The organism is Methylomonas sp. BW4-1 (genome assembly GCF_052474385.1).
In genome coordinates this window covers 1220360-1234369 of sequence record NZ_CP184125.1, presented here as the reverse complement: position 1 = coordinate 1234369, position 14010 = coordinate 1220360, and the positions used below count along the sequence as shown (strand labels likewise).

General features: G+C 50.9%; 14 protein-coding genes. 2 read left to right on the top strand and 12 right to left on the bottom strand.

Translation table 11 applies throughout. The features are described 5' to 3' along the window. Window positions 1-93: 93 nt before the first annotated feature. Both ACH5Y9_RS05745 and ACH5Y9_RS05740 read right to left on the bottom strand, forming a co-directional pair. The gene (locus tag ACH5Y9_RS05745) at window positions 94-1677 is read right to left on the bottom strand and encodes a GTPase (protein ID WP_445368880.1); all 1584 of its coding nucleotides are present in this window, start codon (window positions 1675-1677) and stop codon (window positions 94-96) included. Beyond that, window positions 1658-3397 carry a GTPase gene (locus ACH5Y9_RS05740; RefSeq protein WP_445368879.1) on the bottom strand — a complete coding sequence of 580 codons (1740 nt, stop codon included), beginning with the start codon at window positions 3395-3397 and terminating at the stop codon, window positions 1658-1660. The genes ACH5Y9_RS05745 and ACH5Y9_RS05740 overlap by 20 nt, the downstream gene beginning before the upstream one ends. 115 nt (window positions 3398-3512) lie before the next feature. On the opposite strand from ACH5Y9_RS05740, the gene ACH5Y9_RS05735 reads away from it, so the two are divergent. Then, window positions 3513-3947: a DUF6694 family lipoprotein gene (locus ACH5Y9_RS05735; RefSeq protein ID WP_033158119.1), complete on the top strand. Its 435-nt coding sequence runs from the start codon at window positions 3513-3515 to the stop codon at window positions 3945-3947. Between the two features lies 1 nt (window position 3948). Here the strand turns inward: ACH5Y9_RS05735 and ACH5Y9_RS05730 are convergent, their stop codons facing one another. From ACH5Y9_RS05730 to ACH5Y9_RS05710, 5 genes are all read right to left on the bottom strand, one after another. Next, window positions 3949-4608 (bottom strand): DUF2959 domain-containing protein, encoded by a 660-nt coding sequence (locus ACH5Y9_RS05730; RefSeq protein ID WP_445368878.1) that lies wholly within the window; start codon window positions 4606-4608, stop codon window positions 3949-3951. Continuing rightward, window positions 4601-5167 (bottom strand): amino acid kinase family protein, encoded by a 567-nt coding sequence (locus tag ACH5Y9_RS05725; protein ID WP_445368877.1) that lies wholly within the window; start codon window positions 5165-5167, stop codon window positions 4601-4603. Before ACH5Y9_RS05725 ends, ACH5Y9_RS05730 begins: the two co-directional genes overlap by 8 nt. Beyond that, window positions 5164-6537 carry an aminodeoxychorismate synthase component I gene (gene pabB / locus ACH5Y9_RS05720; RefSeq protein ID WP_445368876.1) on the bottom strand — a complete coding sequence of 458 codons (1374 nt, stop codon included), beginning with the start codon at window positions 6535-6537 and terminating at the stop codon, window positions 5164-5166. The genes ACH5Y9_RS05725 and pabB overlap by 4 nt, the downstream gene beginning before the upstream one ends. A 79-nt stretch (window positions 6538-6616) precedes the next feature. Next, window positions 6617-7663 carry a hydantoinase/oxoprolinase family protein gene (locus ACH5Y9_RS05715; RefSeq protein ID WP_445368875.1) on the bottom strand — a complete coding sequence of 349 codons (1047 nt, stop codon included), beginning with the start codon at window positions 7661-7663 and terminating at the stop codon, window positions 6617-6619. A 9-nt stretch (window positions 7664-7672) separates the two neighbouring features. Continuing rightward, on the bottom strand, window positions 7673-8668 hold the full coding sequence (locus ACH5Y9_RS05710) for an ATP-grasp domain-containing protein (protein ID WP_445368874.1): 996 nt from the start codon (window positions 8666-8668) through the stop codon (window positions 7673-7675). Between the two features lie 20 nt (window positions 8669-8688). Here ACH5Y9_RS05710 and ACH5Y9_RS05705 point away from each other — a divergent pair, with 20 nt between their 5' ends. Further along, complete coding sequence (locus ACH5Y9_RS05705) at window positions 8689-9372, top strand: HisA/HisF-related TIM barrel protein (RefSeq protein ID WP_445368873.1); 684 nt, start codon at window positions 8689-8691, stop codon at window positions 9370-9372. A gap of 56 nt (window positions 9373-9428) precedes the next feature. Here the strand turns inward: ACH5Y9_RS05705 and fae are convergent, their stop codons facing one another. The 5 genes from fae to ACH5Y9_RS05680 form a co-directional block, all read right to left on the bottom strand. After that, window positions 9429-9944 (bottom strand): formaldehyde-activating enzyme, encoded by a 516-nt coding sequence (fae, locus tag ACH5Y9_RS05700; RefSeq protein WP_033158126.1) that lies wholly within the window; start codon window positions 9942-9944, stop codon window positions 9429-9431. A gap of 85 nt (window positions 9945-10029) precedes the next feature. After that, a complete protein-coding gene (locus ACH5Y9_RS05695; protein ID WP_445368872.1) occupies window positions 10030-10896 on the bottom strand; it encodes a triphosphoribosyl-dephospho-CoA synthase in 867 nt (288 codons plus the stop codon). Further along, window positions 10890-11792, bottom strand: coding sequence for an ATP-grasp domain-containing protein (locus tag ACH5Y9_RS05690; protein ID WP_445368871.1), 903 nt, complete (start codon window positions 11790-11792; stop codon window positions 10890-10892). Before ACH5Y9_RS05690 ends, ACH5Y9_RS05695 begins: the two co-directional genes overlap by 7 nt. A gap of 87 nt (window positions 11793-11879) precedes the next feature. After that, complete coding sequence (mch, locus tag ACH5Y9_RS05685) at window positions 11880-12863, bottom strand: methenyltetrahydromethanopterin cyclohydrolase (protein WP_415880528.1); 984 nt, start codon at window positions 12861-12863, stop codon at window positions 11880-11882. Between the two features lie 5 nt (window positions 12864-12868). Continuing rightward, window positions 12869-13936, bottom strand: a complete 1068-nt coding sequence (locus ACH5Y9_RS05680; RefSeq protein ID WP_445368870.1) for an ATP-grasp domain-containing protein — start codon at window positions 13934-13936, stop codon at window positions 12869-12871. Window positions 13937-14010 lie beyond the last annotated feature (74 nt).

Sequence of the window (14010 nt, the reverse complement as noted above, 5' to 3'; positions counted from 1 at the left end):
GCTGCGTTACTTAGGCACAAACTTAACGATTTCCAGGCTTGGGTCACGTGAGTTTACGGTAATGTCAGCACTCAAACCTTAAGCTGAATAATCTCACTTAGCCAATAATACCCGACCCAGAAGGCTGCCATTTTCGACAACCATCGCTGATTCAGCACCGCAACGCTCGATCAACCGCGTCAACTGCTGACACAGCATTTCGTTCCGTTGCTGCTCGCTCAACAACACCTGCTTGATCTCCGCCATCACCGCCGCCAAGGCCTGCTGCAAACCTTTTTGCAAGCCTTTCAACGCCGCTTTCTGTAAAGACGGCTGAATTTTTTTGTGCAGGAAAAACGGAATCAGCCAGCTCAAACCGATCAATAACACACTATGAATTGCAAAATCGGCACCCAAGTAAGCAGTAGCATCAGCGGCGCTATGGTAATAGCCGGAGAATACCTGATAACCGACGGCGCCCATCGCCGCCAGCGGTAAGACCGTTTCGCAAATCGCCGTCAATGTCAGCAGAAAACGCTGAGCACCGTTGCCGGGCTGCAATAAAGCCTGTCGACCGGCCAATTCGGTTTGGGCAGTCAGGTTTTTCTCGGTGTTATCGCGGACCCCTTGCAACGCAACTTTCAAGGGTTTGCTGGGGATGTTGGCTTGTGCGGCTTGTAACACCAATTCGTCCAGCAAATCGTTCAGACGGTTCTGCGCCCAGTCGTCCCAAAGCTTGATGTCGGCTGGTTGGCCCAGGTTCTCCGCCCAGAATTGCGCGAGCTGTTTAATCGGCCAGGCCAGACCTTGCTGCAAGCTGGCTTCCGTGTGCTGCCATAGCACATCGAAATTCTGCTGACATTGTGCATAGTCTTGGCCGGAAAAATCGTCAGCCAGTTGCTGCAAGGTCTGCTTTAAATGTTGGCGGCGCAATTGCTCGCCGCGCTGTTCCAGTTGCGCAACGCTATGCTTTCCGGACAGTTGCCGCAACTGCTCCAGCAACCCGGCAAACTCATCGCCGTCCGGTTCGCTGCAACTGGTGCGAAAAATCAAAGGATCGGTAAAACCGGCCTTACCCAGCTGCTGTTTAAAATCGTCGTATTGCACCGGCTGACCACGATCCCACTGATTCATCACAAATAGCCAGGCGTGTTTCACACCTTCCGCCAGCAGCAACTGCCAGGCTTTGTTGTCGCGGTAGCGTTCCGGACTGACGACATACAGTAAAACGTCGATATGCGGCAGCCACTCCAATACCAGGCGCTTGTTGCCGAGTTCGACGCTGTCGAAATCCGGCATATCAATCCAGACGATATGGCTATTGGCAGCATCGTTGTGCTGGCTGATCTTGATGCTGTCCAGCGGCAAACCGGCCGGCAGTTTGTTAATCGTCAGGCTTTGGTGGTGATACAGAGTCACTTCCCGAGAGGTGGGCCGCTCAATGCCGGCCCGGGCAATCGCCTGCCCCGCCAAACGATTCAATAAGCTGCTTTTGCCGACGCCGGTACCACCCATGAACGCCACAATCAAAGGTCTGGTCTGCGGATCGGTTTGACTCGCCGCAAATAGAGCTTCCGTACTGCGCGTATCTATAGTGGTCAATAATTGCGCCCGCTCCGCGCTCAATCGGCCTTCGGCTTGCGCGGCTGCGGCCCATTGCTGGGCTTGGGTCAGCAATTCAGAGTAATCGTAAGCCATGTTTCTTCTCTTTCAGCGCCTGCTCCGCGGCGTGGCATTGTTGTTCGGAGATATTAAAACGGGTCGGCGACAGCACGCCTTGCGGCAACAAATACAGCCGCTGTTTCAGGCAGGTCTCAAACAACGCGGTTTTCACTGTGTTGAGCTGATGCTGCTTTAGTTCGGCTTCGACCTTATGCATATAGCTACCGATGGCGCTTTCCGCCAACAAGGAAGTCATGGTCAGCATCAAGGGCGTGAGCACCAAATCGTGGACGCCGATGCCACCGGCCTGAATCGCCAGCAATAAGGCGCCGGCATCGGTGGTAACCCGGGTGGCGCGCAGGCTGTTCAAAATCATCGGTTGTTCCTGCAGCTTTACGTATAAACGTTGCGCCGAGGCTTCCACATCTTGTTGAAAATCGCTGTGATAGTCCATCACTGCTTGTCTGTAAATCTGTAATAAATCGCCGCGTTTCTGTCTCAGCGCCATCGCGGTTTCTTTCCACCAGCGGCTATCGGCCGGCTCGGTTTCGGTCTTTTCCAGCAAGCGGTCGGCGATCTGGATCAAGAGATGTTCGCCTAACTGATTCAGCACCCCGAGTTCCTGATTGGGATTGATAGGCGTGCCGCCGCCCCACGCGAATAATTTACGAAACGGCCAGGTCATGGCCCGCCGGGTCTTGCCTAGCGCTTTGGCGATGCCGGGGATTTCCAGCAAGGTGAGCAAATTTAATAAAGCGTTTTGGAAGGTTTCGTAATGATGCGGATGGTTGAGATAATCCCGCTGGTACTCCTTAAGCGCTTGCGCCAACGCTTGATCGACCAGGGTTTGCCAATGATGCTGGGCATGGTGTTCGGCAAACACCGGTTCTAGCCAGTCCAGCCAATAGCGGCTGAGTAATTGCTGCTGGCGAGCAACATGTTTGTGACGGGTGACTTTTTTCGCCAGTTCGTTAAAGGCTTGCGAGGCCGATTGCGGCCAGTTCGGCACCGCCGGGGCTTTTTGGAATAACAAGGGCACCAGAGTAGGTAAAGGATCGTGACGGGTCTGCAGCCACTTTTGCCGCAACGAATCCAAAATCACCTGCTCGCTGCCCTCATTGAGTTTATTGATGCAAATCAGGGTTGGCTGCTGGAAAACCTCGATGGCTTTCATCATTTCCCACACCGATTGATCGGCGTATTTTTCTTTACTTACTACCAATACCACGATGTCGGCCAGGGCAATGGTACGGATCACGCCTTCCCTATAATCGGCGGCATCTATCGAATCGAAATCCGGCGTATCCCAGCAGACACAGGCAGGCAACAAAGCTGAAGCACCGGGGCTAGCACTAAGCGAATAGCAATCGTATCGTCCAGGGCGTAATTGATTTTGCTCCAAACGCTGAAAGCGGCCGAAATAATGCTGCATTCCGTCGCAGTCGTCCGGAGACAGGCTGTGGCAAAAACCCTGGGCCTGTACCGTGTAACCGGCCAGCGGACTTACGCCCGCGGCGTTGGCATTTAACAGCAGATTGACCACAGAACTTTTACCGGCCTGCGTCGGCCCGATGACGGCGATTTGCAGCGGAAAACCGGGATTGTTGTCAAGGAGCTCGCCTTTGCGAATAAAGGCTTCGCCGTGTAACAATTGTTCGATACGTTGCTGATAATCCAGGTACTGGGGATTTTTTTTATCCAGCTGCTGTAGCACAGTTTGGTAACGCTGTTTGAGAAGTTGGATAAATTCCAGCATGTGGTAAGCTTGTATTTTTAATTACCGAGTAATTTGGTTTGTTTGGTAACCCGCGTTGCAACCATTATAAATACAAAATTCGGGTTTGTTTATTTAGCCACTGGGGGGCTACATCATGAAAAAAGCGTCTACTGTTTTGGTTTTTTTAATCTGCGCATTTTTAGCCGGTTGCAATAAAAGCAACCAAATCAACGGCAGCAGTTTAAAAACGGTCAATCGATCAATCAGTCAAATCAAGGAAAAGTTGCCGTTAGACCAACGCATCGAGTTTGAAGTGTCTTTCTGGACCTTACGCGATGAAATCCGCAATAACAAGGAGTTTTTGGACGCTATCGATGGCAAGACACCGGAACAATTGGTAGAAGCCGGTAAAGAACTGTTTGCCAAACGCAAAGCGGCCGGCAGCAAAGACTATGAGAAATACGACAACTGGGACCAAATGATTTCCCAATACTCGCAAGAACGTATCGACCAAAACCGCAAGAAAACCCCTGACCAACGTGACAAAAACCCACCGGCACGAGTCGATTACAAAATGCACGCCATGTAAGTTACTTACGCACCGGGGCCGGCAGTTGTTTCTGTTCCACTAGAACCGCGACAAACTGACTGGCCTCGCTGATGGTTTTTTCCATCACCTCGATCAACCGCGAAATATCCACACCAATTTCCATGAACTCGTGCCGCAATGCCGCGATAGCATGGGCATTCAAGTTATGCTTTAAAAACAGCACCTGATCCTGAAACGCCGCCAATACCGGATGCATCCGGGTTTCCGCGGTCTGCAAGGCTTTTAACAAGCGGGCATATTGTTGCCGGGATTTTTTAAGTTGCTGCTGGCTGCGCGCCTTCAAAGCCCGATTGCTGTATAAGGCCAGCTCGGCTTCCCATTCGTTGAACAACGCTTCGCTAATCTCTTCCACCGCCTGAATTCTTTGACTGACTTGCTCGGCCTTGCCCTTGCAAAGATCGTAGCGGCGTTTGAGTTGCTGATAGCGTTGTTCCAGTGAACTATCCTTCACGTTGACGATACTTTTGAATTTATCCAGCGCATCAACGAATTGATCGCGGCTGTCCTTCAAACTCTCGCAAGCCTGCCCGACCTGCATCACCACGATGTCGCGTTTTTGATGGCCCAGTAAGGATTCCCGGCTTTGATAATAAGCCTTGCGCAAGCGCTTGTTCAGTATGGCTTTGATAAAATTAATCATGGTGGGACAGGAAGCGGTCTTTATTCATCACGGTTATTTTGTAGTGTGTCTGAGCGGTGAAGCGCAGGAAAGCAGCATCAAGGACGCCTTGTTGATGTAAGTCTGGCAAATTCGGGTGCTCAGGAATCTGAGCCGATTTCACGATGATTAGCTCATCGGCATTGATATAACCAGCCAACCAGGCCGCCAAACTGTCGGAGGTAACATCCCAACTGGCGGCGATATTGGCTTTATCCAATTGCTCAACTTGCGGCGACCAGATCACTATAGAATTGGCTTGCTCTCCGCAAGCTAATCTTGCCGCGTCAGCTATTACAGCAAATTCGGGCATCAGGCTATTCATCAACCAGGCCATTTGCTGCATCGCCAGAATTGCCATCCGGTGCGCCGCAACATCATCAAAACCCCACTGACTTTGCGCGATGCGCACTTGCTCGGCAAACGGCCCACCGCCGGGCACAATAACAATCGGGCCGGCGCGATTGGCGATTGCCGCCAGGCAAGCCGGCAAGGCGGCTGTTTCCAGCAAGCTGCCGCCCAGCTTAATCAAACAAGTCATGCGCTAAATTGTTTGAGCAACTGCAATAAGGCGGCGGCCTTATCGAAACATTCCTGATATTCCTCGTCCAGCACCGAGTCATTGACGATGCCGCCGCCCGCCCAAAAACGTATCGAGCCGTGATTGTGTACCAGCGTTCGTATCGCGATATTGGTGTCCATATTGCCGTCGAAACCGATATACCCTATCGCTCCGCAATAAATGCCACGCCGATGCGGTTCCAGTTCCTCGATGATTTCCATCGCCCGGATTTTCGGCGCGCCGGTAATCGAGCCGCCTGGAAAGCAACTGCGCAATAAATCGATGGCATGCTGGCCTTCCGCTAGCACCCCCGTCACGGTACTGACTAAGTGATGTACGGTGGTATAGCTTTCTACCGAGAATAAGCTAGGCACCCACACCGAACCTTTTTTGCAACTCTTGCCCAAATCATTGCGGAGTAGATCGACGATCATCACGTTTTCGGCCCGATCCTTAGTACTGGATACCAAGTCTTCGATCTGTGCCTGATCGGCTTCCCAATCATTCCGACGCGGACGAGTCCCTTTGATGGGTTTGGTTTCAACGGCGCCGTTGGTGACTTTTAAAAAGCGTTCCGGCGACGAACTTAAGACCTGCACGTCCGGAAAATTCAGATAAGCGCTGAATGGCGCAGCGTTGATCTGCCGTAATATTTGATAGGCTTGCCATGGCCGGCCTTCGCAAGGGCTTTCGAAGCGCTGGGTCAAATTGATTTGATAGCAATCACCCTCTTTCAAATAATGTTTGATGCGCTGAAAAGCGGCGGCGTAAGCTTGTTTGTCCATATTGGCGCGCGGCGCTTGCAGTACTTTAAACTCCTCTGCCACGGCCGGAGTAGTAATCCTGCTGAATTCCGCGATTAGTCTTTGCTGCTCGCTTTCCGGTAAATCCACACTGACCAACCAGCTTTGCCGATGCTGGTGATCGACAATCACCGCCCAGCGGTAAATGCCCACCGCCATCTCAGGCAGATTTTCCGCATCGTCGGCCATCGCCGGTAAACGCTCGATGCGTCTGGCCAAATCATAAGCAAAATAACCAATGGCGCCGCCGTTGAACGGCAGTCCGTCAACACTAGCTAAGGACCTACCTAAGTGTTGTTTCAACAACTCAAAAGGATCATCGGTACTTTCGCTAATCACGCCATCGCGTTCGATAAACGTCATATCACCGCGTGTTTGCAGGGTTACGACTGGGGCATAAGCGATAACATCGAACCTATCCTGGTGGCTGTGCGGCTGCGCGCTATCCAGAAATACCGCCCAAGGCTGCTGCGCCAGCGGGGCAAATAATGCTGCACTGTCTTGAAAATAAGGCAGCGGTTGTTTGATGGGTTTGGCTAAAGGCATTAAGAAGTGCTGTTAAGCGGCCGGAATGTGCCGCAAGGACATGATTTGCAATATACCGATTTTACCCCAGCAGCCGGCTTTAACCAAACCCGCCGGCAAGATAAGCCACGGCGGCGGCTGGCGCACAATCGGCGGCATCAATCTCATGGGTTTTAGCAGTTGATGGCAGCAAATCGGTAAAGTCCAGATACTCCAAGCCCAGATCCGCAGCCATATCGCGCGCAAGGAAGCGGCCAACACCGGCACCGATTAATTTTATCGCCGAGCCGGTTTCAGCCCTTTGCAATTGTCTGACACAAGCCTGGCTGATTTTCTGTGTTTGCTTGGTTTTGAGCTGCTCAGCAAATGCCAACCAAAGCGCCTGATCGCTCTCACTGAACTCGTAACCGGTCAGGCGCGATAAGCGGAGGGCGCTAGCCGAAACTGATTTTTCCGCGCCGTCCGCCGTGTCAGTTTGATCATGGACTTCATTCAAGTCACCGGTCAATCGATACACATCAGCCATTGTTGCGAAATACTCCGCCATTAAACCCATTGTTTGGCCGTTGAATTCGGCATCTTGGGCAATCGCCATCACTGCCGTGCGGACAATACCGGTATACACCAACTCGCCGGAGACCAAGCGTTGATAGTCGGTAAAGCCTTGCACCTTAAGCTGGTGATTTTCGATCAACAAAATATCGGTCGTGGTGCTGCCTATATCCACAAATAAGGCATTTGGCAGGCGCTTGGTCACCCACATCAGACTAGCCAGCCAGTTTGCCGAAGCGATATCCATGCAATCGGCAGGTTGAATCTGTGCTGCCGGCAAAAAGCCACGCAAGCCGGCAAATACCGATACCTGCTCGGCATTGAATTGTTCACAAACAACCCGGACGATGGCGTTGACACCTTGCTCGCGACTGGTAAAGCAATCCACCAGTTCACCGGTCATCGTCACGGCATGCCGGCAATTTTGCAAATCGAATTGGCCGGCCATATCGGCCAAAGTGCCATGCAGATACTCTATCCCCTTCCATAATGGACATGCCTGCTGAGCAACCGCCTGAACGTATCCGGACTCATCCAGCAACGCCAACTTGACGTGTGCGCCACCAATATCCCAACCTGCAATCTGTTTATTCATTTCGCCTTTTTAATTGATATGGATCTGAACCGTTTCATTTCGATTCGCCAATAACACCGGCTCGGCATGGCGCAAGCGCAATACCTGTTCAGCGACATTGATCCCGGTCGCTTGGCGGATGCCGACGTAAGAACTGGTCAGACGCGGATTAATTTCCAGCACCAGCGGACCTAACTCAGCGCTTTCGATAACATCAATCCCTACATAGCCCCACAAGCCAGGTAGCGCTTCGGCAATTTCATTTATCAGGTTTCGATAAAAATTCAGCTTATCGGTTTGTACATTCACTAAGCAGCCTTGCAAACTAAACCGACCTAGCTGCAAAACGATTTGCTGATGGTTATAACAGATAAGCCAAGCCTGACCATGCTTGAACAAACAAGACAAACTGGCAGCCTGTCCGTGAATATAAGGCTGTAACACATAGCGGTGCGGATCGGTTAATTCGGCAATAGCGGCCGGCAATTGCTCGGCATCGATTTGCAAACTATCAAGGCACCCGACGCCGTCGGCAATTTTGACGACCAGCTTATCCGCTAAACCGATACCCTCCTCCGCTTCGCTGAGCAGATCCGTTGCCACCGCCGGAATCATCCGTTTCTTCAAAGCTTGATAAGTCGCATACTTATTGGCGCATACGCTCAAGGCCGCCGGATTGGATAATAAGACTTCGACATTCGCGGCAAGAGCCAGCTCAGCCAAGCTCTGCAACATACCGTCGCTTTCCGGTGCGATGGGCCAAAACAAGTCGGCTTGTGTCAGTAGATCCCGCAACAATGCAAAGATGTCGCAAGCGGCGCTTACCGTCACAATTTCGCCTGGCAACAGCATATCCGGTCTGGCGCAGCGCTCATCCAAGGGCACACATAGCTGAAGATCGTCCAGACACTTCAGTTCGGCGATTAAAGCCTGTAACATCAAGCGGCCTTCCGTCGCCAACGAAGCAGGCAATGCCTGCCCGACCAAACCGCCGCCGGTAATAAATTCAAATACCAGAATTCTCAATTCTAAAACTCGCTTGGCTTATGCAGATTATTCCCGTCATCGATTTGAAAGACGGCCTGGTGGTCCACGCCGCAGGAGGCGACCGCAGCCGTTATCAACCTATACATTACACCTCGTCAATATGCGAGAGCAGCGAAATAAATCAAGTCGTGACGAGTTTATTAAAGCTGTATCCATTTCCAAAGTTTTATATCGCAGACTTAGACGCAATCGGCGGCCAAGGTAATCACGACGAAATCATCGACAACTTGTTTCGCCAATATCCAAACAAGGAATTTTGGCTGGATAAGGGCAGTAGCTACCAAGCACTTGCTGCAACGAATCGCGGAATAAACTGTAAGCCGGTCATCGGTACCGAATCGCAACGTCTACCCGTATCGTTAAAAAACACCGATCTGATCCTATCGCTGGATTTTAAACATAACCAAGTTTTGGGTCATCCGGGGTGGCTGGAAAGCCCTGAACTGTGGCCGGAAACTAATGTGGTGATGACCTTGGATTTGGTCGGCAGCAATCAGGGTCCGGATTTTGCAAAACTCAGCCGACTTTGCCAGGATCATCCCGACAAACATTTTGTCGCGGCTGGCGGGGTTCGGGATGTGAACGATCTCATGCGCCTGAAAACTATCGGTATTGCTGCTGTGTTATTGGCTAGCGCCCTGCATAACGGCAGTATCGACGCCGCTACACTGGAAAAATTTTAGGCAAAAAAATACCCCGGCAAGCCGGGGTATCTTCGACAGCCTTTGAAACTAAAAACTTAAACGTTGTTAGTAGCAAATGGGTGTTTTGCACCAGATTTAGCAGCAACAACTTCTTTAGCAGTTGGAGTGCCGGCAACCGCGCGAGCGATAGCTTCTTTGGTGGCTTTGTAGTTGAATTCTTCGATTTTTGCATCGTCTTCAGCCAACCAGTGGATGAAAACACCAACAGAAATGAACAAATCGTCAGCTTCGTCAGCAGGGATAGTGCCGTCTTCAACGGAATCAGCAACAGCCATAGCAACAGCGCGTTGAGCTGGTCCAAACATTTGAACAGCTTGTTTTGCGCCTTTGATGGTTACTTTGTTGAACAGGATGGTTGCTGGTTTAACCAACAGGTTAGGAGCAACAACAGCCAACAGAGTAGAGAAACCGTCTTTGTTGTTTGTCAAAGCATTTGCGAAAGCAGTTTCAGCTGCTGAGCCGCGTGGGCCGATGATCAAATCGATGTGAGCAATTTCGTTGCCTTCACCAACCAAAGATTCGCCAACGCGCAAGTTATTGATTTTTGCCATTTTAAATTTATCCCCTAAAGATAAGATTGAACCAAAAAAATAGACACTTTCGTGTCTCAAGATTGTAGTTTCTGCTTAGTTCCCTCTATAACCCACCGGTTCCTTCACCGATAAGTTGTTCCAGAAGCACCACCAGTACTGTCGCTACAGTTATGTCAGCTGTTGTACCCGGATTGATCCTTTGTGCCTTAAAAGCTTTGTCCAGATCGTACAAAACTGGCAAAAGCTCTTCAGGCTCACAAGCTGTTTGCATCGCTCTATCGAGTTTATGCATCTCAGCCTTGATCCACTCTGAATACCGCTCTCCATACTTCCGCTCAATATGACTATCGGGATATTGAGCCAGCATTGCGGTAAAAACCGCTAACGCCGCCCAAGCACAATCGCCAGACAAAACGAAAGCACGATTATATCTTAAAACGCCGAAATCAAAAACGTCTTTAAAAATTGTTGCGTATTGCAATGCAATTCGGTCCTTGTCAGCAGCAAAAACCATGGCCTCGGTCAGCGTCACATCCGCCGGTTTTTGGACGTCGTGCTGCTCGGATTCACCTAAACCGGCCGGAGCAGCTAAGGTGACCGCTTTGAAAACCCAATCTGCATCCTCACGGGTCGTATTTTCCAGCAATAGCCGTAAACCATCCCGCAAGTTTTCGCCCTTTTTTAAACCGGCAACCACTTGCAACAATGGCGCGCAAAGCAAAATAATACCGAGATTGGTATTGCAAGCCACCGCCTCGCGGGTTGCCTTGACTGCGTAATAAATCTTTTCACCCAAACTATATTGCGGATTGGTAATCGGCTCGCTGCTAACCCGAACGCTGACACGAAAATCCTCAACGGTCATATCGTCGGCAGCACTATAAACACTAACATTTCCAGGCTTGAACGCTTGCAACTCGATTTCGCAAGCTTGTAGGTAAGCGTCCATCAATTGCTGCCTGTTCAACATACTTTTTCTGGCAGACAATATCGATCAAGTAAATCAGCAACCAAACATTCGGCGATGTTAATATCGCAAACACTTTGCAAGCCTTTCCAGGCCGGCACACTATTCACTTCGATAATCCGGTAACCACCGTCGGCATCCTGAATTAGATCCACCCCGGCATAATCCATGTTTAGCACAACAACGGCGGCAATCGCCAATCCTGCTAAAGCCGGTTCCAGTTCGATACATTCACAAGACGCGCCTCTAGCCACATTATTCAGCCAGGAAATGCCGCGCCGCCGCATGGCTGCAACGGCCCTACCGTTAATCACAAACACCCGCACATCGGAATAGCCATCACCGGCGCATTCGACAAAGCGCTGCAAATAATAAATACCGTGACTACTGGTTAGCCAGAGCAAATCGGTAGATTTTTCGATACGCCGAATGCCCTCGCCTTGCGAACCGAACAATGGCTTGCTGATTAGATAATAGCCGGCGCACAACTGTTGTTCGGCAATCGCCAATGCTGCATCGCGATCCCGCAATACCCAAGTCATTGCCGTCGGCAAACCGCCATGTTGCAACAAAAAACTGGTCATGCCTTTATCGACGCTACGCTCGATAGCGCCGGCATCGTTATAAACCGGTATGCCCAGTATTTTTAAGCCGTGCAAAACATCCAGATAAAACACCACCTCTTCCAGCGAACCGCCGGGCACGCCGCGCACGAAAACCGCCGCCGGTAATTCTTGCTCAAAACCGGGAATAACAATCGGCAAATCCGAGACCGTTAACTGCAATTTGCAGGCTGTCAGCGAGACATATTCGGCGGCATAGCCACGTTCGGCAAAAGCCAAGCACAGCTGCTTGCCATGCCAACCGGGATCGTCGGTAATAATTGCAATTCGGCGCAAAGGGATGTGTGTCGAAGAAGTTAGCGATGCAAGCTAACCGACCTTGTCCAGCAAGGCCAGTCAGCTTTTACAGAGAGTTAGAGCGGGTTAAGCCCCGAATGAAAGGTCCAGTAAGGCATTATCCAATTTGCCGGCCCGGAAACTTTTACCGGATTCGACGGCGGTAACGATGACGCTGGCCGGGCTAAACAACATCGCATCGACTTTGAAGAAATCGTATTCGTAGGCTTTGAAAATATCGGCAAATGGTTTGCCGTAATCCTTGGACGTTGAGCTTGGCAATTCCTTGGCCAATTTTTCCGCCGCTTCGTCGCTGCCTTTGACGAACAAATGCACTTGGCCGGCAAACAAAATCGCGTCATTGGTTCTACCCATCGCTTTGACGAAATTCGGATGCGGCGGGCAAATCGGCGCGCTACCGGAACCATCGACGATGTTTTCCAGCGGAAAGTGCAATGCGTGAGCTTTGTGCATAGCCACTTCCAATACTCGGCCGACTACTTGTACGCCGCCAGCCAAACTGCTGGTGGGTGTGACAATGATGGTCAAATTGGCCGGCGATACGCCGCAAGCCGCCGCGACTTTTTCGACGATTTCGATTGGCGGCAAGGCGTCGTTTTCTATGACCAGCGCGGTTTGCTCTGCACTATCGCGGTATTCCAGTTCTTTATAAAGCTCTTCCACCGGCTCTACTGCACCGTCTTTCAACTTAGTTGCCAGTGCCCGCGCGGGTCCGGAACCTAGGGCATAATATTTACCGTGCGACAAACTCCAACCCGCATATTGGCTACCCAAGCAAGACAACACCGGATTGCTCGCATGTACATTAATGGTCAGCGGCCAATTACTGGTGTACGGGCTTTGCGAGATCGTCGCGGTACCCAAGCCGCCCATGCAGATTTCGGTGATAATTCGTCCGGCCTCCAGTCCACCAGGTACCTTAATACCCGCATCGATAATGGTGCAGCCGTTTTCCAGCTTTTCGATACCCAACCGTAATTTATCCGCGTTATCCAACAGTTGTTGAACCAAGGGCTGGGAAAATTTATTGACGCTTGCCTGGTATTGCATGATGTTTAAAGACCTGTTTCCAAAAGATTTGCAAGGATGCGTTGTTGGCGATGCAGATTATCCAGCACCTGCCCCGAATTTTTTCCGGTGGCAATAATACTGCATATCGGCTCGCCTGTGGCAACAATTGAGCCGGGATTCGGCCTATCCGCAGTCCATGACGGCCATATCAGCCGCTCGGGGATCGTTACTGTTTTTTGCGCATAAACAATCTGATAAGCACTCGGCTCCGCCGATAATTCGCCACTATTGTCCCGGCTGTTTTGGCAAGCTTGTAGATGTTTCAATAGCAGCGATTTGCCGTAAAGCTGGGCACTAGCGGAAATCCGCGCATTGATTTCCAACACATAACATTTGCCGGCACGCAGCATAAAATCCATGCTGTTTAAACCGCGCAATCCATAGTCATTAACAAGCCTATCCAACCAGTCGGCAATTTCAGACTGAACAGACCTAGAAACCTTAGCATGACTGGCTATCCCCGCAAACAGAAACGATTGCCCGCCCTCCGACTTTACCGTCCATTGCTCGTTAAAACCGATCAGCTCAACCCCATCGCGACTCGCTGCAAACAACACAGACATCGAACGGCCTTCGATATAACGCTGCCAATAGCCGTCGGTAAGCTCGTCATTATTACAGAATCTAATCCCCAAGCCGCCCTCGCCACGCCAAGGCTTTAACAACCAGTCAAAACCATCCTCAGGCTTCGTAAACACCACCGGCGGATGCCGAATTGACAAGGAATCGAGTTGGGCAAAAAAATCACGCTTATCTTGGACCCGTTGAAAAATAGCCGCCGAATTCCCGATAATCCGCCAATCCTTCTCCAGACCGCTCAAGGTTTCCGGGTAAGTTTCTAAACCACTGCCATATACCAATTCGGTCAAGCCATGAACCTCACGAACCGCAGCCACAGTAGCTTGAATATCATCCCAAGCCAATGACGGCACCTGATATGTCTGCTTTGCCATTTGCCGAGTATCGCTATCGGCAAAGCAATCGATAGCCACCACCTCGCATCCGGAATCGACACACATTTGCACCATCATCCGTGCCGATTTGGCAATCACTAACAAACACTTAGGTATTAAAGCAGATTGCATTCGGTTGCAGCATGAAAGTGGACCCGCAAAAAACGCTGGAT